At 72.0% G+C, this 22,201-nt stretch carries 15 protein-coding genes; 11 read left to right on the top strand and 4 right to left on the bottom strand.

Annotation, left to right across the window (positions count from 1 at the left end; genetic code table 11):
- The first annotated feature begins 80 nt into the window (after positions 1 to 80).
- Together MUY22_RS49350 and MUY22_RS49345 are read left to right on the top strand one after the other, a co-directional pair.
- Positions 81 to 947: an SDR family NAD(P)-dependent oxidoreductase gene (locus tag MUY22_RS49350; protein ID WP_247055599.1), complete on the top strand. Its 867-nt coding sequence runs from the start codon at positions 81 to 83 to the stop codon at positions 945 to 947.
- 106 nt (positions 948 to 1,053) lie between these two features.
- Positions 1,054 to 2,580, top strand: a complete 1,527-nt coding sequence (locus MUY22_RS49345; RefSeq protein WP_247055597.1) for an FAD-binding oxidoreductase — start codon at positions 1,054 to 1,056, stop codon at positions 2,578 to 2,580.
- Between the two features lie 80 nt (positions 2,581 to 2,660).
- On the opposite strand, the gene MUY22_RS49340 is transcribed toward MUY22_RS49345, so the two are convergent.
- Genes MUY22_RS49340 through MUY22_RS49325 form a run of 4 tightly spaced genes read right to left on the bottom strand, consistent with a single transcriptional unit; the run spans position 2,661 to position 8,766 of the window.
- Positions 2,661 to 3,908: a class I SAM-dependent methyltransferase gene (locus MUY22_RS49340; protein ID WP_247055595.1), complete on the bottom strand. Its 1,248-nt coding sequence runs from the start codon at positions 3,906 to 3,908 to the stop codon at positions 2,661 to 2,663.
- A 37-nt stretch (positions 3,909 to 3,945) separates the two neighbouring features.
- Entirely contained in the window at positions 3,946 to 5,058 is a 1,113-nt protein-coding gene (locus MUY22_RS49335) for a DegT/DnrJ/EryC1/StrS aminotransferase family protein (RefSeq protein ID WP_247055593.1), read from the bottom strand.
- Positions 5,055 to 6,335 (bottom strand): acyl-CoA dehydrogenase family protein, encoded by a 1,281-nt coding sequence (locus MUY22_RS49330; RefSeq protein ID WP_247055590.1) that lies wholly within the window; start codon positions 6,333 to 6,335, stop codon positions 5,055 to 5,057. Before MUY22_RS49330 ends, MUY22_RS49335 begins: the two co-directional genes overlap by 4 nt.
- Positions 6,336 to 6,369: 34 nt before the next feature.
- Complete coding sequence (locus MUY22_RS49325; protein ID WP_247055588.1) at positions 6,370 to 8,766, bottom strand: NDP-hexose 2,3-dehydratase family protein; 2,397 nt, start codon at positions 8,764 to 8,766, stop codon at positions 6,370 to 6,372.
- Between the two features lie 195 nt (positions 8,767 to 8,961).
- On the opposite strand from MUY22_RS49325, the gene MUY22_RS49320 reads away from it, so the two are divergent.
- From MUY22_RS49320 to MUY22_RS49280, 9 genes are all read left to right on the top strand, one after another.
- Entirely contained in the window at positions 8,962 to 9,936 is a 975-nt protein-coding gene (locus MUY22_RS49320) for an NAD(P)-dependent oxidoreductase (protein WP_247055586.1), read from the top strand.
- Positions 9,937 to 10,125: 189 nt separating this feature from the next.
- Complete coding sequence (locus tag MUY22_RS49315; RefSeq protein WP_247055584.1) at positions 10,126 to 12,894, top strand: condensation domain-containing protein; 2,769 nt, start codon at positions 10,126 to 10,128, stop codon at positions 12,892 to 12,894.
- A gap of 89 nt (positions 12,895 to 12,983) precedes the next feature.
- A complete protein-coding gene (locus MUY22_RS49310) occupies positions 12,984 to 13,658 on the top strand; it encodes a DUF2306 domain-containing protein (RefSeq protein WP_247055582.1) in 675 nt (224 codons plus the stop codon).
- A gap of 100 nt (positions 13,659 to 13,758) precedes the next feature.
- Positions 13,759 to 15,528: a non-ribosomal peptide synthetase gene (locus MUY22_RS49305; protein ID WP_247055580.1), complete on the top strand. Its 1,770-nt coding sequence runs from the start codon at positions 13,759 to 13,761 to the stop codon at positions 15,526 to 15,528.
- 82 nt (positions 15,529 to 15,610) lie between these two features.
- Positions 15,611 to 16,618 (top strand): class I SAM-dependent methyltransferase, encoded by a 1,008-nt coding sequence (locus tag MUY22_RS49300; RefSeq protein WP_247055578.1) that lies wholly within the window; start codon positions 15,611 to 15,613, stop codon positions 16,616 to 16,618.
- 16 nt (positions 16,619 to 16,634) lie between these two features.
- A complete protein-coding gene (locus MUY22_RS49295; RefSeq protein WP_247055576.1) occupies positions 16,635 to 18,290 on the top strand; it encodes a thiamine pyrophosphate-binding protein in 1,656 nt (551 codons plus the stop codon).
- 20 nt (positions 18,291 to 18,310) lie between these two features.
- Positions 18,311 to 19,681: an FAD-binding protein gene (locus MUY22_RS49290; protein ID WP_247055574.1), complete on the top strand. Its 1,371-nt coding sequence runs from the start codon at positions 18,311 to 18,313 to the stop codon at positions 19,679 to 19,681.
- A 127-nt stretch (positions 19,682 to 19,808) separates the two neighbouring features.
- Positions 19,809 to 21,422, top strand: a complete 1,614-nt coding sequence (locus MUY22_RS49285) for an MFS transporter (RefSeq protein ID WP_256475276.1) — start codon at positions 19,809 to 19,811, stop codon at positions 21,420 to 21,422.
- A gap of 189 nt (positions 21,423 to 21,611) precedes the next feature.
- The gene (locus MUY22_RS49280) at positions 21,612 to 22,079 is read left to right on the top strand and encodes an SRPBCC domain-containing protein (protein WP_247055569.1); all 468 of its coding nucleotides are present in this window, start codon (positions 21,612 to 21,614) and stop codon (positions 22,077 to 22,079) included.
- Positions 22,080 to 22,201: the final 122 nt, after the last annotated feature.

Below are 22,201 nucleotides of genomic sequence, written 5' to 3'. Positions count from 1 at the left end.
CGATGTCTTGCTCCGATCCTGCCGAGGCCGGTCCGGTAGCTCGTCTTCATTGTTGCGAATTCCGTTGTGTCACAAGGAGAATGCGCACTGTTCCGGCGTGGGCGGCCAGCGCAAGGCGGGAGATGCGGCGTGCGGCGCCGGGGTGTGACGCTGGCCGCATGACTGAGTTCAAGGGCAGGACAGTTCTCATCACCGGCGGTGGGAGCGGCATCGGTTTTGCCACCGCGAAAAAACTTGTCGACGCGGGCGCGAACGTGGTGCTCGCCGGGCGGCGCATCGAGAAGATCGATGCTGCGGCAAAGGATCTGGACCCCAGCGGTGAGCGGGTCCTCGCCGTGGGCACCGACGTGTCCCGGCTGGACGACCTGGACGAGCTGGTCGAGCAGATCAAGCGTCGTTTCGGCCGGCTGGACGGCATCTTCGCCAACGCGGGAGTGGCCATGGCCTTCTCCATCCCGCGGGAGTTCACCGAGATCGAGTTCGATCAGATCGTCGGGACGAACTTCAAGGGCGCCTTCTACACGATCCAGAAGGCCTCGGCCCTCTTCGACGAGGCCGGCGGCGCCGTCGTGGTCAACGGCACCGTCCTCGTGCAGCACGGCATGGGGCTGGCCATGGGGCTGGCGACGGCCTACTCCACGACGAAGGCCGCCGTGACCAACCTGGCCCGCGCCCTCGCCGCCGACCTCGGCAGCCGGGGGATCCGGGTCAACGCGGTCACCCCCGGGTTCATCGACACGGAGATGTTCGACGAGCTCGCCCCGATCGACGAGGTGCGGGAGATCTGCCGCCGCCAGGTCCCGATCGGCCGGCTCGGCCAGGCCGACGAGGTCGCCGACGCGGTGACCTTCCTGCTGTCGCCGCGCGCGGCGTACATCACCGGGCAGGCGCTCGGGGTCGACGGTGGCCTCGGTGGCTCCCTGCCGATGAGTGGCGCCGCGGCCTGACCACCCCTCGGCGTACTCGGGCCGGAGCCGTTCCAGCGACGTCCCAGCGCGGGGCGCACGGGGAACGAATCCACACGGTCACAACGAGTACGAGACGAGGAACAACATGCCAAACCGTCGGGACTTCCTACGACTGGGCGTAGGTGCCGGCGCGGCCGCGGTGCTCGGCACGACCGCGGCCGCGGCCGCGAGCGGCGCGGTGTCGTCCGGTCGCGGCCGGGCGATCGACTGGAAGGCGTTGCGTCGCCACGTCGCGGGCGACGTGGTCCTGCCGGGTGAAGCGGACTACGACCGGGCTCGCGTGGGGGCGAGCTCGCAGTTCGACGCGATCCGGCCGCAGGCGGTCGCGTACTGCGAGTCGAGCGCCGACGTGGCGACGGTCCTGCGCTTCGCCGGGGACAACGCGCTGCACCTGGTCCCGCGCAGTGGCGGGCACAGCTTCGGCGGCTACTCGAACACGACCGGGGTCATCCTGGACGTCTCCCGGATGAACAGAATCCAGGTCAACGGCGCCACCGTCACCGTCGGCTCGGGCACGCAGCAGATCGATGCGCTCGCGGCGCTGTCCCCGCGCGGGCTCATGCTCGCCGGCGGCCAGTGCGCGACGGTCGGGGTCGGCGGTTTCCTGCAGGGCGGCGGGATCGGGATGCTGACCCGCAAGGCGGGCCTCGGCGCCGACCGGATGGTCGGCGCCGACGTCGTGCTGGCCGACGGCCGGAAGGTGCGCGCGTCCCAGCAGGAGAACCCCGACCTGTTCTGGGCCCTGCGCGGCAACGGCGGCGGCAACTACGGGGTGATCACGAGCTACGAGCTCGCGCCCGTGCCGGTCACCTCGATGGTCAACTACACCGTCGCCTGGCCGATCGACGTGGCGAAGCAGGTCATCGAGACCTGGCAGCCGTGGGCGATCGGCGCGCCGTGGGACCTCGCCGCCTCGCTGTCGGTCTACACCCCCGACGCCGCGGCCGTGCCCTCGGCGGTGGTCGCCTACGGCGCGTGGTTCGGCACCCAGGCCGCGCTCGAGAGCCTGCTCGACACCCTCGTCGCGCAGGTCGGGGTCGCACCGACCGCCCGCGTCGTGGGCCAGAAGGCCCCCCGTGACGCGATGCTGGAGTGGTACGGCTGCAGCCAGCTGACCACCGACCAGTGCCACCGGGTCGGCTACTCGTCCGCGGGGCAGATGCCGCGGACGAACTTCTACCGCACCCGCAACCGGATGTTCGGCGGTCCGGTGCCCTCGGTGGACGCGGTGCTCGCGGCCTACGAGGCCGACCCGCGCCCCGGGCAGTTCAAGATGCTGTACTTCGAGACCCTCGGCGGCCAGGCCGGCGTCCCGGACCGGCGCGCGACCGCCTACGTCCACCGGAACAGCCGAATGCTGTGCGGCTACTCGGTTTCGCTGAACAACGCGAACTACGTCGCCGAGGACGCCGCGGCCGGCGAGCAGTGGCTCACCGGCGGCTTCGCCGCGCTGGACCGGCACTCCCTCGGTGAGAGCTACCAGAACTTCATCGACCCGGCGCTCCCGAACTGGCAGGCCGCCTACTACGCCGAGAACTACCCGAAGCTGGTCGCGGTCAAGCGGCGCTACGACCCGCACCGCTTCTTCCACTTCGACCGCGCCATCGGCTGAAGTCCCGCACCACAGCAAAGAAAGACCGGCCGGCCCGAGTGGGCCGGCCGGTCTTTTCTTGGTGCCGAACCGTTTCCGGATCAGACCACGTGCACGTCCGGCACGTACAGCAGCCACTTGCCGCCGTCCGCGACGAACTCCTGCTCCTTGGCCATGATCTCCTCGGCGTGGTTCCACGCGAACAGCAGCGCGTAGTCGGGCCGGTTCTCGGCGAAGTCCGACGGCGGCCGCACCGGGATGCGCTGCCCCGGCGTGACGAGCCCCTGCTTCGCGTCCGTCGAGTCGCTGATGTACTCGACCAGGTCCGGCCCGATGCCGCAGAAGTTGAGCACCGTGGCGCTCTTCGCGGTCGCGCCGTAGCCGACCACGCGCGCGCCCGCGGCGCGCAGCTCGGTCAGCTTCGCCACGAGGGCGGTCCGGATCTCCAGCACGCCCTCGGCGAACGTCTGCAACGTCGCCGGGGACGTGAGCTCACGCTCGGCCTCCTCCGCCAGCAGCGCCTCGACCGCCGCCGACGGCGTGCGGGCGCCGAGCCGGGCGATCGTGTAGCGCACCTCGCCGCCGTGCACCGGCAGCCGCCGCACGTCCACGAGGTCGAAACCGAACCGGTTCGCCGCGGCCCGCACCGAGCGCGCGGAGAAGAGGTAGAAGTGCTCGTCGTAGATCTGGTCGAACGACCGCTTCGCGACGATGTCGCCGAGGTAGGGGTCCTCGAAGACGAACACGCCGTTCGGCGCGAGCAACGCGTCCACGCCGCGGAAGATCGAGTCCAGGTAGGGGATGTGGCAGATCGTGTTGGCCGAGTAGATGACGTCGGCCGGCCCGTCGGCCGCGGCCGTCTCCCGGGCCGTCGACTCCTCGAAGAAGTCGCCGCGCACCCGGATGCCGGCCGCCCTGGCCATCTCGGCCGGGTGACCGGACGGCTCGAAGCCGAGGTGGCGGACGCCGGCGTCCCGGATGGTCCCGAGCATGACGCCGTCGTTGCTGCCGATCTCGACGATGAACGGGTCGTCGCCGGCCAGCTCGGTCTCCAGGAAGTCCCGGGCCACGCCGCTGAAGTACTCGGTCATGTACCGCGAGCCGGACGAGGTGAACGGGTAGTCCTCGTGGAACATCTCCTCCCGCGGCACCTCCTCGACCAGCTGCACCATCGTGCACGTCGTGCAGTGGCCGACGGCGAGCCGGAAGAAGAACTCGCCGGAGGTGTCCTCCGGAGTGCGGAAGCGCTGGGATACGGGCTGGCTGCCCAGGTCGAGGAACTCCTCGACCTGGCCGCCGCACACCCGGCAGCTGACGTCGGATGGGGTAACGCTGTCCCGATCGGTCACGGGGTAATCCTCCTCGTCGTTCGTTCGATGGCGCGGCTCAGAGGTCCGCGATCACGTCGCGGAGCGCGCCGATCACCTTGTCCTGGGTGTATTCGGGCAGCGACGGGTACATGGGCAGCGAGAAGATCTCGCCGGCGAGCCGTTCGGTGACCGGCAGCGAGCCGGTGGCGTAACCGAGGTGGGCGAACCCGGTCATCGTGTGCACCGGCCACGGGTAGCTGATGTTGAGCGCGATGTCGTAGGCGGCCAGCCGTTCGATGATCGTGTCGCGCTGCGGGTGGCGCACGACGTAGACGTAGTAGACGTGCTCGTTGCCGGGCGCGGTGACCGGCAGCCGCAGGCCGGGGAGGTCGCCGAGTCCTTCGGCGTAGCGGTCGGCGATCGCCCGCCGGGCCGCCACGTAGTCGTCGAGGCGGCGCAGCTTGCGGCGCAGGATCTCGGCCTGCAGCTCGTCGAGGCGGCAGTTGTGGCCCGGCGTGCCGACCACGTAGTACTGCTTCTCCATGCCGTAGTAGCGCAGCCGGCGCAGGTTTTCGTCCACTGTGGAGTCACTGGTGAGCACCGCGCCGCCGTCGCCGTACCCGCCGAGGACCTTGGTGGGGTAGAAGGAGAACGCGGCCGCGTCGCCCATGGTCCCGGCCGGGCGGCCGTGGTGGCGCGCGCCGTGCGCCTGTGCGCAGTCTTCGAGCAGCACCAGGCCGTGCTCGTCGGCCAGCCGGCGCAGCGGGGCCATGTCGGCGCACTGGCCGTAGAGGTGCACCGGCAGCAAAGCCTTGGTGCGCGGCGTGATCGCGGCCGCGACCTGCCCGACGTCCATCAGGAAGTCCTCTTCCCTGATGTCCACGAACACCGGTGTCGCGCCGGCTCCGTCGATGGCGAGGACGGTCGGGGCCGCCGTGTTGGACACGGTGATCACCTCGTCACCCGGGCCGACGCCGAGGGCCTGCAGCCCGAGCTTCACCGCGTTGGTCCCGTTGTCGACGCCCGCGCAGAGCCCGCCGCCGTGGTAGTCGGCGAACTCCGCCTCGAACCCGCTCACGCTCGGCCCGAGCACGAGCTGACCCGACTCGAAGACCGTCGTGACCGCGTCGATCAGTTCGGCCTTCTCCATCTCGTATTCCAGCAGGTAGTCCCAGACCCGAGTCGTCACGTGAGCTCCTTCTTCGTCGCCTCCGCGGACCGTGCGGCCCGGACGTTCATGTAGTTGCTGTCGTGATCGAGCCCGAGGGCCTGCGCGCTGAGGTAGTCGACGGCGTCCGGGTAGGTGTAGGGCTGCATGAAGCAGCCGGCGCGGGCGTCGCGGTAGAGCCGGGCGAGCGGGTGCCCCGCGGTGAACGAGGCGCCGCCGGTCAGCGTGAGGCAGTCGCCGACGATGTCCGGCACCACCTTGTTGACGTGCTGCTTGGCGTACTGGAACGGGAGCATCATGAGCCGGCCCCGCTCGTCGAGGTCCCCGCTGAGGTCCACGTTCGCGATGTCCGCGTTGGCCAGTGCGGAGCCGACGGTGGCGCGGACGCTGTAGAGCCGCGTGTCGATCTCGGCGACGAGCGTGCGGACCGCCGCGGCCGGGGTGCCCTTCCGGCGCGCCACGGCCGCCACCGCGATGTCGCGGGCGGCCTGGGCGACCCCGACGTAGACCCCGAGGTTCGCGCAGGAGCTGACCGTCTGCCCGGCGAGCCCCACGTCGCTGCGCGTCCCGACGACCCCGCGCAGCAGCACGTTCTCGTCCGGCAGCAGGCAGTTCTCGAAGACGATGTCCACGGTGCCGGACGCCCGCATGCCGAGGCCGTCCCAGTTGTCGATGATCGTCATCCCCGGGGTGTCCGCGGCCAGCACCGGCGCGGCCAGCCGGTGCGGCTCGCCCTCGACCCGCGTCTCGGCGGAGACGATCACGTGCTTGGCGATGCCGGCCATGGTCACCAGCGTCTTGCGGCCGTTGAGCACCCAGCCCTCGCCCGATCCGGCCCGGGTCAGCGTGGTGACCCCCGAGTGGTGGTCCTTCACCCCGCCGCACACCGGATCGCCCGCGGCCATCAGCTTCAGCACCTGCGCGGCCAGCTGCTGGGCCGCCGGCGAACCGTGCTTCCACTCGTACTGGAAGGTCAGGCCGCGGCTGAACTGGGCGTGCAGCACGAGGGCCGTCGACGCGTCCGCCTCGGCGACCCGGCTCAGCGCGACGGCGACGTCGTAGAGGCTGCGCACCCCGAGGCCGCCCAGCTCGGCCGGCACCGTGCCGCCCAGCACGCCGTTGCGGCCGTACGCCTCGATGACGTCGACCGGCAGCGTGCCCGCGCGGTCGTGGTCCGCCGCACCGGCTCGCACGGCCGGGAGGTGCTCGTCGATCAGGTCGAGCAGCGCGCGCCCCTCCTCGGTGACCGGCTGGTAGAGCGCGCCGGATGCCCGGTGGATCACGGTTTCGGTCAGCATGTCGTCCCCACAGCTCCTTGTGCGCGGTCCGCGCTCAGTCGAAGAGGCGCACGGCCCCGGTGTTGATGGCCGCCAGCAGCGTGCGCGCCTGGATGTTCACGTAGTGGCCGTGCCGCATCAGCGAGCTGAGCTGGTTCGGCGTCACCCACTGGTAGCCCTCCGGCGGCTCCAGCGGCGCCTGTGCTTCGTCGGCCTCGACGATGAGGTAGCGGTTCTCCGCGTTGAGCAGGCGACCGCCTTCCTCGGACTGCACCGAGGTGTAGCGGACGCGTTCCGGTGCGGCGTCGAGGACCAGGTTGAGGAACCGCGACCGGGACGACCCGTCGAGTGGGTGGTACTGCGGGGTGCACTGCACCGTCGGCCCCATCTCGACGCCGTTGCGGAACCCGCCCTCGGCCCGCGCGTGCACCAGCAGGTGCGGCACGCCGGCGAAGTGGCGCAGCACGAACGCGGTGAGTCCGAAGTGGACGGGTTCGAGCAACGGCTGGCTCCACTGGGTGACCTCCCGGCTGTCGGCCCGCACGGACACGGCGACGACCCGGAAGTACCAGTCCCGCTCGTGCTTGACCGTCCACTCGTCGCTCGTCCAGTCGACGACGTCGTTGAGCGGGATGTGCCGGGCGTGCACGTCGTAGCGGGACCGCTCCGCGGTGAACCACGAGAGCACGTCGGCGTCGGAGTGCAGCGCGCCGTCCTCGGCCACGTTCGCCGGGGTGCAGGCCAGGACGGTGCGGGTGTCCATGTTGATCACGTTGTCCTGCCACAGCAGGTCGCCGACCTGGCCGAGGGTCAGCCAGCAGAAGTCCTCGCGCGCGGGGACGTCCTCGTCGACCTCGATGATCATGTTCCGGTTCACCTTGCGGGAGAACCAGGAGCCGTGCTCGGACTGCAGCACGTCCGCGATCACCTTGCCGCGCCCGGGATCGAGGAAGTACTCGAGGTAGGGCACCGAGGCGCCCTTGTGCACGCCGGTGTAGTTGCTGTGCGTGGCCTGCACGGTCGGCGAGAGCTGCAGCGGGTTCGGGTTGCCCGGCTCCATCTTCGCCTGCAGCAGGCAGTGCAGGACGCCGTCGAACTCCTTGACGAGGATGCCGAGGATGCCCACCTCGGGCTGCACGATGATCGGCTGCTGCCAGTGCCGGTAGGAGCTCGGCGAGCCGCCGTCCACCGTGACGTCGAGCCCCTCGATGGTGAAGAACTTCCCGCTGCGGTGCGCGAGGTTGCCGGTCTCGGGGTGCGTGGACCAGCCGTCCAGCTCGGTGAACGGGATCCGGTCCACCTGGTAGCGGTGGGCCCGCGCGCGACCGGCGAGCCAGCCGGTGACGTCGGCGGTGTCGTGCAGGTGGTCGCCGTGCTTCGCCGCGGCGGAGCGGGCGAGCCGGTCGGGCAGCGACCGGTCCTCGCGGGGCTCGAGCCGGACCGGCGCCGCGGCGCGCTCGCCGGGCGGCACGATCCGGGCGAAGCGGCCGACGACGGAGTCGTTCAGGGCGGTGCCCCGGACCGACGCGCCGTCGAGCACGATCGAGTCCGTGAGCGTGGCCGCGTGGATCACGCAGTCCTCGCCGACCGCGGTGTTCGGGCCGATCTCGCTTTCGGCCACGACGGTGTGGGCGCCGACGATCGCCGGCCCGACGATCCGGGACCGGACCACCCGCGCCCCGCGCTCGACCACGACCGGGCCGACCAGCTTCGTCTCGGCGTCGACGGCACCGGCGACGTCACGGTGCAGTTCGCCGAGCAGGTGCCGGTTGCACTCGAGCACCGCGTCCGGGGACTCGACGGCCCGCCAGAAGCCGAAGTACTCCTGCGCGCCGACTTCGACGCCCCGCTCGTGCAACCAGCGGACCACGTCGATGATGCCGGGCTCGGCCGCGTCGCCGGCGGCGGCGGAGACGGCCGCGGCGGCGGCGTGGATCCCGGCGGTGAAGAAGTACGCGCCGATGACGGCCAGGCCGTCGCCGCCGGCGTCCGCGAGGTACTCCGGCAGGCAGCGCACGAGGCCGTTGTCGCCCACTTCGGCCACGGCGAACGCGCTCGGGTCCGGCACCTTGTGCACGAGCAGCTGCGCCACCGGCCGGGTGGAGCGGAACTCCGCGGCCGCCGCGCCGAGGCCGTCGGCGAGCAGGTTCGCGCCGGAGTACAGCAGGAAGTCGTCACCGTCGAGGAAGTCCCGGGCCGCGGCGAGGGCCGGCAGGATCCCGGGTGGACCGTCGTGGGGGAGCACGCGCACGCCGTCGCCGACCGCGCCGAAGTTCTGCGACTCGCGGTCGTCGATGACGATCCCGATGTCGCTCACCCCGATGTTCCGGACGGTCTCCAGGACGTAGTCGAGCAGGGGCTTGTTGGCGATCCGGACGAGCTGGGCGGGCGTGGACCGATCGAGCGGGTGTCGCCAGTCGTCCCAGCCGCCCGGCAGCACCAGAGCCTTCATTAGCCCGTCCCTTAGTCGCCGTTACGGAGGAGAACTTCCTGTACACACAGTGAACTCGCCGGTGTTCGGCGGGCATCTCCCGACTTGCCTTTCGTCCACGGCAACGACTTCTCGCGACAGCGCAACTCCGGAGATGCCCGGGACAGCGCCGGGAAGAAGGGTGGTGGCATCTGCCCGAGAAGAGGAGCGATCCCCATGACCGAGCCAGAACGTCCACTCGTCGCCGTGCTCGGCGCGTCCGGCTTCATCGGCTCGGTGGTGACCGCGGCGCTCGCCGAGCGGCCCATCCGGCTGCGCGCGGTGGGTCGCACCCGCAGCGTCGTGCCGGCCGGCGGCGCCGCCGACGTCGAGATCCGCACCGCCGACCTGACCGTCCGCGAGGAACTCGCCGACGCGGTGGCCGGCGCGGACGCGATCGTCCACCTGGTCGCCCGCACCTCCGGCTGGCGCGAGCCCGGCGCCGAGGCGGCCGGCGAGCGCGTGAACGTCGGCGTGCTGCGCGATCTGCTCGACGTGCTGCGGGAACGCCGGGACCCCGGCAAACCCGCGCCGGTCGTCGTCTACACCGGATCGACGTCCCAGGTCGGGGTGCCGCCGCGGACCCGGCTCGACGGCACCGAGGCCGACCTGCCGGAGATCCCGTTCGACCGGCAGAAGCTCGCCGCCGAGCAGCTGCTGCTGGCGGCCGGCGCGGCGGGCGTCGTCCGGGGTGTGTCGCTGCGCCTGCCGACGGCGTTCGGGCACAGCCCCGTCACCGGCGCGCTGGACTCCGGGGTGCTCACCTTCATGGCGCGCCGCGCGCTCGCCGGCGAACCGATCACGATGTGGCACGACGGGACGGTGCAACGCGACCTGCTGTACGTGCGCGACGCCGCGAGCGCCATCGTCGCCGCGCTGGACCACGCCGACGCGCTGGCCGGGCGGCACTGGCTGATCGGCACCGGCGTCGGCGCGCCGCTCGGCGACGTGTTCCGCACGATCGCCGCGCTCGCCGCCGAGCGGACCGGGACCGAGCCGGTGCCGGTCGTGTCGGTCGAGCCGCCCGGCGTGGTGTCGGAGACCGACCTGCGCAGCGTGGTCATCGACGCCGGCGCCTTCCGGGCGCGCACGGGCTGGCGCCCGGCGGCCGACCTGAACGAGGCGTTGCGGGCCACCGTCGAAGCCGCCTGACGCACACCAGGAGACGTCCGGGTGGACGTCCCGGTGCTGGACTGACCGCACGAAAGCCCTGCAGGAGGAGCCACGCATGCGAGTTCTCTTCGCGCCCGTCCGCCACCCGAGCCGCTCGCCGCGGCTCTTCCCGCACCCCGGGGCGCTTCCCGCCCTCGCCGAACTCGCCACCAAGCACCGGAGCGGATCGTGACCGAATCGGACACCTCGCAAACGCTGTCCCTGCAACAGGAATTCATCAACGCGCTGGACAAGGGCGACGAGATGGGCTCGTTCGGCCCGGCCTACGTGCTGGCTTCGGCGTGGCGGCTGCGCGGGCCGGTCGACCCGGCCGTGCTGGCCGGCGCGCTGGACGACGTCGTGACCCGGCACGAGATCCTGCGTACTCCGGTGTCGCGGGGGACGTCCGTCGCGCTGCCGGCGGACCCGGCGCCGGCGCCGGTGCAGCTCGCCGTGCACGACCTGAGCGGGACGCCGCTCGACGAGCGCGACCTGCGCGGTGAAGAGCTGCTCAACGCCGTCGAGGCGGGGCGCTACCCGGCGACCGAGCTGCCGCACCTGCGGGCCGCGCTGGCCGTGTTCGCCCCCGACGACGCCGTGCTCGTGCTGCTGGTCCACCACCTCGTCGCCGACGGCTGGTCGATGGGCGTGCTCATGCACGACGTCGCCCACTTCTACGCGGCACGCAGTGGTCACGACGTGCCCGCGCTGCCGCCGGCCCGGCAGTACCACGAGTTCGCCGCCGCGCAACGCGCCGGCCTCGGGGACAAGTCGGTCGCGAAGGCCGTGGCGTACTGGGGCGAGCAGCTGGCGGGCGCCGAGATCTCGGTGATCCCCGCCGACCGGCCGTTCGCCGGGAAGACCGCGGTCTACGCGGCCCAACGCTTCCTGCTCGACGCCGAGCTCACCACCGCGACGTCCAAGCTGGCGAAGTCGCTGCGCGCCTCGCCGTTCATGGTGTTCCTCAGCGCCTACAACCTCCTGCTGCGCGAGCTCACCGGCTCCGACGACATCGTGGCGGCGTCGTTCAGCGCGGGCCGCGGGTTCGGCGACTTCCACCACGCGGTGGGCCCGTTCCTCAACTTCGTGCCGCTGCGCACGAAGCTCGCCGGCAGCCGCACGTTCGCCGACGTCCTCGACCGCACCCGGACGTCGTGCCTCGGTGCCTACAGCCACGAGCTGCCGTTCCCGCTGATCGCCGGGGCCGCTCCCGACCTGATGGGGCCGGCGATGGCGCCGGAGCGCGACCTGCCCGCGTTCGAGCTCCTCCAGTTCCCGGCGGACAAGAGCAGCGAAACGATCGGTGGGCTCGCCGTCACCGAGCTGCGCCGCCGGCTGCTGTCCCAGGACGTCAGCAGCGGCATCCCGGACGGGATCGTGTGGGCCCTGGACGTGCTGCCCACCGGGGAGACCGTCGCCAGCCTGAAGTTCGACACCAACCTCTTCGACGCGGAGACCATCCGGAGCTGGGGGCACACGTTCGAGCGGATCCTGCGCGCGGCGGTGACCGATCCGGACGCCGCGTTGCCCGAGTGGCCGCCGGCCGGTGCGGAGACAACGGAAACGCCCGCTGCCAATCCGGCCGCCGCGGCCCTCGCCGCCGCGCTGGTCGAAGCCGAGGACGCCCGCAAGGGTGAGCTGGCGATCCTGCTCGGCCTCGCCGTCGAAGCCGAAGAAGGACAGCCGGCGGGTCCCGTGACCGCTGCCGTGCGTGCCCACCTCGACGGCTACCTGGCGATCTGGCGCGAGACCACGGACGAGGCGCTGTCGCTGGCGCTGCTGTACCTGGTGGCGCACTTCCCCCAGGACCGGTCCCGGGTGCTCGACACGGCGACGACGTTGCCGCTCGACCCGGAGGACCTGTCCCGGCTGGGTCGCGCGCTGGCCGAGCTGGACCCGGACGACCCGGACATCGGCCGGGTCTTCCCGCACCCGGCCGCGTGGGAGCTCGACGAGGCCGCGCGCCGGTTCGACCGGGCGCGGATCAGCGCCCTCGGTGCGGAGAAGATCGCCGAACTCTGGCAGGAGGACACCGAAACCGTGCTCGGCCACCTCGGCGTGAAGGCGCGCTGGGCGGTCCGCAACGGACCGGTGCTGCCCGCGTCGTCGGACTCCGTGCCGGACCGCGACCTCCAGCCGGCCGCCGCCGGAGCGGAGCTGCTGGCGCAGCACGCGGCGGCGTTCCGCTGCCCGGGCTGCGGCGGTTCGCTGCGGCTCGAGGGCAACCTCGCCACGTGCGAGGCGTGCTCGAACGCCTACCCGGTCGAGAAGGGCATCCTCGACCTCACCGCCCGCGTCGGCGAGACGGGTGACGACTTCCTGCTCAAGCTGGCGCAGGTGCCGAGCATGGGACACTACTACGAGGCGCACGCCCGGCCGAACTTCGTGCGGTTGTGCGGATCCAACTGGGCCGGTCAGGTCCTGCCGTCCGACGAGGACGACTACATCGCCACGCACGTGCGTCCCGTCGACGGCCCGGTGCTCGACCTGGCGGCCGGTGCGGGCCGGTGGACCGAGGTGCTGGCGAAGACCGTCGGCCCGGAGCGGGTCATCGCGCTCGACCTGCTGCTGCCGATGCTCGTCACTCTGCGCGGCCGGCTGCCCGAGGTGCCCGCCGTGCTGGCGAGCGCCGCCACGTTGCCCTTCGGTGACGCGTCGCTCGGCGCCGTGCTGTGCTGGAACGCGTTGCAGGCCTTCCCGGCCCAGGCCCCCGCGGCCATCGCCGAGGTGGCCCGCTGCCTGCGCCCGGGCGGGACGTTCACGGTGCTGACGTTCCGCAACTCCGACGACCCGGTCTACCGGTACTTCGCGCGCCGGCACCGGTTCCCGGCGCACAACGACGGCCTGACGCTGTTCGACCGGGACGAGCTGGTCGGCTGGCTGACCGACGCGGGCCTGGAGATCGAGGAAGAGACGACGCCCGGCACGTTCCTGATCGTCAACGCCGTGCGTCCGTGAGATCCACGGTCCCGCGGGGGCAGCAGCGCACACCCCGGCCGCCGGCCACACTTCCGCGCCCGATCGAGCATCGGGTGTGGTCGTGGCCGGTGGCGGGGCTGCTGCTGCTCGCCGCGGGCGTGGTGCTCCACCTGAGTTTCATGCTGCCGCACTTCCTGCCGGAGTTCGTCGACCCGGCCGTTCCCGCGGTCCGGGTGCTGCACGGCTCGTTCGGCATCCTGGCCGTGCTCACCGCGTTCGTGCAGCTCTGGCCGGGACTGCGGCGGCGGTGGCCGCGTCTGCACCGGTGGAGCGGTCGCGCCTACGTCTTCGCGGGCGTGCTGCCGTGTTCGGTCATGCTCGCCGGGTTGCTGTTCGCCATCGGCAACCCGGCGAACACGGCCAGCTTCTTCTGGGGCACGGTGTGGGCGGTCACGACCGCGATCGCCTGGCGGGCCGCCCGGCGGGGCCAGTTCGACAAGCACCGGCAGTGGATGTCCTACAGCGTCGCGCTGACCCTGGTGGTCACCACGAGCGCCGGGCTCGTCGTCGCCGCGCCGCTGCTCGCCCCGCTGGTCAGCCCGGCCCTCGTCGTCGACTCGATCGACTGGCTGCCGTGGGTGCTGCACCTCGCTGTCGCCCACTGGTTCGTGGTCCGCGGCAAGAGCGCGTCCCGGGCGAAGAGCGTGCCGGTCGCCGGTGACCCGGTCGTCATCGACCTCGCGCAGCGAGCCGCCGGCCGGCGGCGGCGTCCGGGCGAGCACGACGAGGCAGCCGCGGCGTGACGGCACCCGCCCGGCGGGCCGGCGCAAGGCTGGAGACGCCGCGCGATCTCGAGAGCAAGCAGACTGAACACCAGTTGGTCCACGAGGCGAGGAGCGGATGATGCGGCACACCTCGATCCCGCACTGCTTCGTCGAGCAGGTGCACCGGACGCCGGACGCGGTCGCACTGTCCGAAGGGGACACCCGGCTGACCTACCGCGCGCTGAACGAACGCGCGAACCAGGTCGCCCACCGGCTGCTGGACGCGGGCGTGACCGCCGGGGAGCCGGTCGCGCTGGCGATGACGCGGTCGGTCGAGCTCGTGGTTGCGATACTGGGCGTGCTCAAGGCGGGCGCGAGTTACCTTCCGGTGCACGAGGCCTATCCGGTCGACCGCGCGCAGGACATCCTCGACCGGGCGAACGGCCCGCTGCTGCTGGCCGACGCGCCGGCCCGGATGCGTGGCCTGCCGCGCGCGGAGCGGGTCGTCTTCGCCGACGACCCGGCGGAGTTCGCCGGACAGTCCACAGTGGACCCCGTGCTCGCGGAGGCGGACGGCGGCCAGGTCGCCTACGTCATGCACACGTCCGGGTCGACCGGTGAGCCGAAGGGTGTCGCCGTCACGCACCGCGGCGTGCTCGGCCTGGCGCTGGACTCGTGCTGGGACACCGGCCGCCACGCGCGGGTGCCGATGCTGGCGCCGCACGCCTTCGGCGTGTCCACCTACGAGATCTGGGTGCCGTTGCTGCGCGGCGGGACCATCGTGCTGCCGCGTGTCGCGCTCGACGTCGACGGGCTGCGCACGCTGGTCGCCGAGGAGTCGATCACCGCGATGCACCTGACGGCCGGGTTGTTCCGGGTCGTCGCGGACGAGGCGCCGGAGGTGTTCGCCGGGGTCCGCGAGGTGCTGACCGGGGGCGACGTCATCGCGCCCGCGGCCGTGCGGCGCGCCCTCGAAGCCTGCCCCGAGCTCGTGGTCCGCGCGATGTACGGCGCCACCGAACTGTCCTCGTTCGCCGCGCACTTCCCGATGACCGCGCCGTTCGCGGAGCCCCGGACCATCCCCGTCGGCTACCCGATGGACGACGTCCGCCCGCACGTGCTCGACGACGAGCTGCGGCCGGTCGGCCCGGGCAAGGTCGGCGAGCTCTACATCGGCGGGCCCCGGCTGGCGCTCGGCTACACCGGCCGGGACGACCTGACGGCCGAGAAGTTCCGCGAGGACCCGTTCGAGGGGCCGGGAAACCGCGTCTACCGCACCGGGGACCTGGTGCGGACGCGGACCGACGGCGTGCTCGAGTTCGTCAGCAGGGCGGACAGCCAGGTCAAGATCCGCGGCTACCGCGTCGAGCTCGGCGAGATCGAGTCGACGCTGGCCACGCACCCGTCGGTCGTGCACGCCACGGTCGTCACGCGCGAGACCGAGCTCGGCGGGCACCGCCTCATCGCCTACGTGGTGTTCCCCGCCGGGACGGACCCGGTGCCGGCGACCGTGGAGCTGCTGGCCGACGCGGCGCGCCGGCTGCCCGACTACATGCTGCCGTCGGTCGTCGTCCCGCTCGACCGGCTGCCGTTGACGCCGAACGGGAAGCTGGACCGCGCCGCGCTGCCCGAACCGGACTCCGGGACGTCGGCGAACTACCGGCCGCCGGTGACCGAGCGCGAAGCGGTGCTGTGCGCGGTGTTCGAGGAGGTCCTCGACGTCGGCCGGGTCGGCATGGACGACAGCTTCTTCGATCTCGAGGGCAACTCGCTGCTCGCCATGCGGCTGATCAGCCGGATCGTCACGCGGTTCGACGTCGAGCTCACCATCGCCGACTTGTTCAACGCGCCGACCGTGTCCGACCTTTGCAAGCTCCTCGACGACCGGGGAGTGACCAACGATGAGTGAGCGACGGGCCGACCCGGCCGAAACGGGAGGAAATGTGAGCGCGGAGTCTGTGAACGACGTTTGGTACGTGAACGGCGTCGAAATGAGGCGGGGGATCGCCGAGGATTTCCGGAGTGCGCGCGACGCCGCCCACATCTACAACTCGGCCGTGGCCGCTTGGGCGATCTGCGCGGCCTGGGAGGTCGGCGCGCTGGACGAGCTGAACGAGAACCGCAAGCTCGACTCCGCGGAGTTCGCCGAGGCGCACGGCCTCGACCCGCTCTCCACGCTCAGCATGTTCCGCGCGCTGGCCTCGGTCGAGATCGTGCGCCGGATCGAGACCGTCGTCATCGCGACCGAGAAGTTCGACGAGATCTACCGGACCAAGTCGTTCTTCCACTGGCTGAACCGCGGCAGCGCCGCGTTGTTCCGGCAGATGCCCTCGGCGCTGGTCGAGAAGAACCGCGTCGGTGACTACTACGAGCGGGACGCCGCGGCGATCGCGTACGCCTGCCGCGACATCAGCGCCATCACCTACGACCAGACGTTCTACGCGGCGCTGAGCCGCATCGACTTCCCGTTCACCGTGGTCGCCGACCTCGGCTGCGGCAGCGGCGGCCGGCTGATGGACATGCTCCGCCGGCATCCCGGCACCACGGGGTTCGGCATCGACATCGCCGAGCCGTCGCTCCAGGTGGCCCGGGCCGAGGCGACGGAAGAGGGCTTCGGCGACCGCGCCCGGTTCTTCCAGGACGACGTGCTGAACCTCCAGGAGCGGCCGGAGTTCCGCGAGGTCGAGGTGCTGACCTGTTTCATGATGGCGCACGACTTCTGGCCGCGGGAGCAGTGCGTCGCGACCCTGCGCCGGCTGCGGGAGCTCTTCCCGAACGTCAAGCGGTTCCTGTTCGGTGACGCGACGCGGTCGGTCGACGTCCAGGACACCGATCTCGGCGTGTTCACCCTCGGCTTCGAACTCGGGCACGACCTGATGGGCACCTTCCTGCCCACCCTGCGCGACTGGTGCTCGGTCTTCGCCGAGTCGGGCTGGGACCTGTTGCGGGTCAACAGGATCGAGGTCGCGGCCGGCGAAGTGATCGCGGAACTCGCCTGAGGGACGGGAAACCCCAGTGACGACACTCGCGGCGGCAGTGGCCCACGAACTCGCGGCCGGCGGCGTCCGGCACGCGTTCGGCGTCGTCGGCGGCGGGAACATCCTCGCCGCCGCCGGCCTCGTCGAACGTGGCGTGCACTACGTCGCGGCCCGGCACGAGGGCGGGGCCATGGCCATGGCCGACGCCTACCACCGGGTGAGCGGCGCGGTCGCGGTCTGCACGACCTCCCACGGCGCGGGCATCGCCAACACGGCGACGGCGCTGGCCGAGGCCGTGCGGCACGGGAGCGGCGTCGTGGTGCTGTGCGGCGACAGCCCGGTGGGCGGCCTGCGCCGCTGCGACGTCGACCAGACGGTGTTCGCGCGGGCGCTCGGTGCCGAGGTCGTGCGGGTGCGAGACGTGGATACCGCGCGGGCCGACGCGGCCGAGGCGTTGCGCCTGGCCCGCACGCTGAGCCGGCCCGTGCTGCTGTGCCTGCCGAACGACCTGCTGAACGCCGAGGTGCCGGGCGGCCCGGTGTCCGTGACAGCCGTCTCGGACGCCGGCGCCGAGCGGGTGCCGGCCGCGCCGTCGGTGAGTGACGTCGGCGCGGTGCTGGATCTGCTGGCCACCGCCCGCCGCCCGCTGATCCTTGCCGGGCTGGGGGCGTGGCGGGCCGGCGCCGCGAAACCCCTGGCGGACCTGGCCGCGCGGACCGGCGCGCTGCTGACGACGACGGTGATGGCGAACGGCCTGTTCGCCGGGAACCGGTACGCGCTGGGGATCTGCGGCGGCTTCGCCGCGCCGCCGGCCGCCGAGCTGATCGGCCAGGCCGACCTGGTGCTGGTGTTCGGCGCCGACCTCGACCCCTTCACCCTGCACGGCGGGCGGCTGCTCGATCCCGGGGCGACGGTGGTCCGGGTCGACACCGCGGCGCGCACCCGCACCGCCCCGGTGTCGCTCGAGATCACCGCCGACGCGTCCGTCACGGCGTCGGCGCTGACCGACGCGGTGAACGCGGCGAACCTGCCCGCGTCGGGCTGGCGGGAGGCGACCGAGGACCTGCTGCCGTGCGGGACCTGGGCCGATCAGGCCCACCCGGACGCGAGCACGCCCGGCCGGATCGACCCGCGCACGCTGACCAAGGCCCTCGGCGAGCTGCTGCCCGCCGAACGGACGGTCGTCTACGACGGCGGGCACTTCATCAGCTGGCCGTCGATGTACTGGTCCGTGCCCGACCCGGCGGCGATGGTGTTCATGGGCGGCGCGTTCCAGGCCATCGGGCTCGGGTTCGGCGGCGCGGTCGGGGCCGCCGCCGGGCGGGCCGACCGGCTGACCGTGGTGGCGCTCGGCGACGGCGGCTCGCTGATGGGGCTGCCCGAGCTGGACACCCTCGTCCGCGCCGGGTCACCCGCGCTCGTGGTCGTCTACGACGACGCCTCCTACGGCTTCGAAGCGCACCTGTACACCCCGCGGGGCGCCGATCCGCGCACCGCGTCGTTCGCCGACACCGACTTCGCCGGCGTGGCCCGGGCGCTGGGCGCCGAAGCGGCCGTGGTGCGCACGGTGACCGACCTCGACGCCGTGCGCGACTGGCAGGCCCGCGGCTCCCGCGGCGTGCTGGTGCTCGACTGCAAGGTCGTGCCGGACGTCATCGCCCCATTCCTGTCCGACCTGATCGCCGGGCACTGACCACACGGAAGGAGTCCGCGATGGCACCGAAGACCGTTTCCCTCCCGCACGAGCCGGGTTTCGCAGAAGCCACCCAGGTCTTCAACCTCGCCGCCGTGCCGGAACCGGCGGCGGCGCTGACGGCGCACACGATCGACGACATCCGCGCGGCGCTGCGGTACGCCGAGGCGAACGGCGCGCCGGTGCGGATCCTGGCCACCGGGCACACGGCGGGCGCGCAGCGTCCGATGGCCGGCGCGGTGCTCGTCAAGACCGCCCTGCGCGGCGAGGTCGAGATCGACGCCGCCGCCCGGGTCGCCCGGGTGCCGGCCGGCACCCGCTGGGGCGCGGTGGTCGAGGCCGCCGCCCCGCACGGGCTGACCGCCCCGCACGGCTCCTCGCCGACCGTCGGCGTCGTCGGGTACTCGCTCGGCGGCGGGATGAGCGCCTACGGCAGGCGGTTCGGCCTGGCCGCCAACAGCGTCCGGGCGATCGAGCTCGTCACGGCGGACGGCGAGCTGCGCCGGGTGGACGCCGGCACCGACGCCGAGCTGTTCCGCGCGTTGCGGGGCGGCGGTGGCGGCTTCGGCGTCGTCACCGCGATCGAGATCGCCCTGTTCCCCGCGTCGTCGGTGCACACCGGCGCCGCGTTCTGGCCCGCGAAGCACGCCGCCGAGCTGCTCGCCGCGTGGCGCGCGTGGACGCTGACCGCCCCGGACGAGGTGACGACGTCGCTGCGGGTGCTGAACCTGCCCCCGCTCCCCGACGTGCCACCGGTCCTGGCCGGCGGGCCGGTCCTCTGCCTCGACGGCGCGGTGCTCAGCACGGACGACGACCACGAGGCCACCGCCCGCCGGCACACCGCCGAGCTGCTCGACCCGTTGCGCGCGATCGCCGAGCCGGTCATGGACACCTGGCACCGGGCCGAACCGGCCGCCGTGCTGGCGGCGCACATGGATCCGACGGATCCGGTCCCCGTCGTCGGCGAGCACATGCTGCTCGGCGAGCTCGACGACGGCGGTGAGGCCGCGTTCCTGCGGGTGCTCGGCGAGGGCTCGGGCTCACCGCTCGTGGCGGCCGGGCTGCGTCAGCTCGGCGGCGCGTACTCCCGGCCGGACCCGGCCGGCGGCGTGCTGAACCACCTGGACGCCCGGTTCTCCTACGCCGGGTCCGGGGTGCCGATGGGGCCGGTGACCGTCGAGGCGCTGCGGAAGCACGCCGCCGTGGTGCGCGCGGCGCTGAGCAAGTGGGACACCGGGCGGACGGTACCGTCGTTCGTCGAGCACGTGGAGCAGCCGCAAGGCCACCTCTCCCCGGAGCAGATCGCCGAGGTGGACGCGGTGCGCGAGCGGGTCGATCCCGCCGGCCGGTTCCGCGGCGACATAGCCCCGAATGCCACAGCACTCGGCTAAGTGGAGTACACCGCAATTTCGGAGAAGAATCAGTTGGCCACAGACGGTACAACAGGAAGGGCGCACAGAAGGGTGTGATCCCACGGGGCCGCTCGCGGGACCCGACGACGCGAAAGAGTGCATCATCATGGACACAAGCGCTGGACCGACCGGGTTGGCCGGTCGGAAAGAGTTCATCGGGCTGGCGGTGCTGGCCCTGCCCACCATTCTGGTGGCGCTCGATATGAGTGTGCTGTATCTGGCGCTGCCGCATTTGAGTGGTGATCTCGGGGCCAGCAGTGTGCAGCAACTGTGGATCACGGACATCTACGGCTTCCTGGTCGCCGGCCTGCTCATCACGATGGGGAACATCGGCGACCGGATCGGCCGCAAGAAGCTGCTGATGATCGGCGCGGCCGCGTTCGCCGTCGTTTCGATATTGGCGGCGTACTCCACGAGCCCGGAGATGCTGATCGTCATGCGGGCCCTGCTCGGGGTCGCCGGATCCACGATCATGCCTTCCACCATGGCGCTCATCGCCGCCATGTTCCCGAACCCCAAGCAGATGTCCATGGCCATGGGCGTCTGGATGGGCTGCTTCATGGGCGGCACGGCGCTCGGGCCGATCATCGGCGGCGGGCTGCTCGAGTTCTTCTGGTGGGGTTCGGTGTTCCTGATCGGCGTGCCGGTCATGGTCATCCTCCTCGTGGTCGGACCGAAGGTGCTGCCGGAGTTCAAGAACCCGGCCGCGGGCAAGATCGACCCGGCCAGCGTCGTGTTGTCGCTGCTGGCGATCCTGCCGGTCATCTACGGCCTCAAGCAGATCTCGCACGACGGGCTCTCGGCGGTGTCGATCGTCGCCGTCGTCGTCGGCGTGGCGTGCACGATCACGTTCCTGCGCCGGCAGAAGCGGATCGACAGCCCGCTGCTCGACCTGACGCTGTTCAAGAACCGGACGTTCAGTTCGGCGCTGAGCATGACGGTCGCCTCCGGGTTCATCGCCGGCAACCAGCTCTTCGTCTACATGTACCTGCAGTCGGTCTCCGGGCTGTCGCCGGTGGCGACCGCGCTGTGGCTGGTGCCGCCGGCGCTCTGCACGCTGGTCATGATCCAGGTGGCGCCGCTGCTGGCCCGCCGGATCCCGCCGGGCCGGCTGATGGCGGTGGGCCTGGTGGTCTCGGCCATCGGGTACCTGTTGCTGACCCAGCTGGACAGCACCGGCAACAACATCCCGTTGCTGCTCACCGGTCTGATCATCGCGAACATCGGCATGGGCCCGCTGGCCGGGCTCGGCGCCGCGCTGGCGATGCAGTCGGCTCCGTGGGAGAAGTTCGGTGCGGCGGCCGGCATGACGTCGACCTCGGGCGAGTTCGGTGTGGCGATGGGCGTCGCGGTGCTCGGCACGGTGGGCACCACGCTGTACCGGAACACCGTCGTGGTCGACCCGGCCATCCCCGCCGCACAGGCCCACGCGGCCGGGGAGAGCATCGCCGGTGCCCAGTCCGTCGCGGGCAGCCTGCCCCCGGCGGAGTCCGGGAACCTGCTGAACAGCGCCTACGAGGCCATCACGAGCAGTGTGCACGGCACCGCGATCGGCAGCGCGATCATCATCGCGGCGGCCGCGGTCATCGCCGCGGTCGGGCTGCGGCACCTGCCGGCCACCGGGCAGCAGCAGGCGCCCGCACCGGAAGCGGCCGCCGAGCCGGACGCCGAGGCCGCGGACACCGCGGACACGGCCGCCGAGCCGGCGGCGCGAAGCTAGAAAGCGCGTGCGGGCGGGGAATCCGGTGGCGACGTCGCCACCTGGTCCGCCGGCACCCGCGCACCACCCCTGAGGCCGTCGCTCGCGAAGGGCGGCAGCCGCCGGCTCAAGGACCGCGACCTCGGTCGCGGTCCTTGAGCCAGTGCAACCGAAGAACCGAAGATCACCACAGGCGAGAAAGGACATGCGATGGCTGACGCGTCATCAGCGACCACCAAGGAATTCGGGTTCACCCGGATCATCGACGCCCCGCGCGAGCGGGTCTTCGAGGCGTGGACCGACCCGGACCAGCTCGCCGCGTGGTGGGGCCCGACCGGGTTCAGCACCGCGCGGTCCACCGTGTCGATCGACGCCCGGCCCGGTGGCGAGTGGGCCGCCACGATGAAGTCCGACGGCGAGGACGGCACCGAGGTTCCGTTCCACGGTGTGTACAAGGACCTGGAGTCCCCGTCGGTGCTGTCGTTCACGCTGATCGACGACAACCACGTCGACGCGGACAACGCCGAGCTGATCGTGGTCGCGTTCAACGACCAGGGTGAGAAGACCGAAATCGTCTTCAAGCAGATCGGGCACCTGCCGGACGAGCAGATCGAGCCGAGCCGGCAGGGCTGGCTGAGCTTCATGGAGTCCCTGGCCGACTACCTCGCGCAGGCCTGAGCCGACCGGTGCTTTGGTCGGTGTGCGCTCATCGCACCCGATCAAAGTGCCGGGCTCGTCCGGCAATCGGGGAGATGTCCGGTCCGATCCGGCCGTGTGACCATGTGGGTGTCGCTTTCCGG

Origin of the sequence: Amycolatopsis sp. WQ 127309, from assembly GCF_023023025.1 — a bacterium.
GTDB lineage: Bacteria > Actinomycetota > Actinomycetes > Mycobacteriales > Pseudonocardiaceae > Amycolatopsis.
The sequence above is the reverse complement of the archived record's forward strand: the minus strand, read 5'-3'. Positions and strand labels throughout refer to the sequence as shown.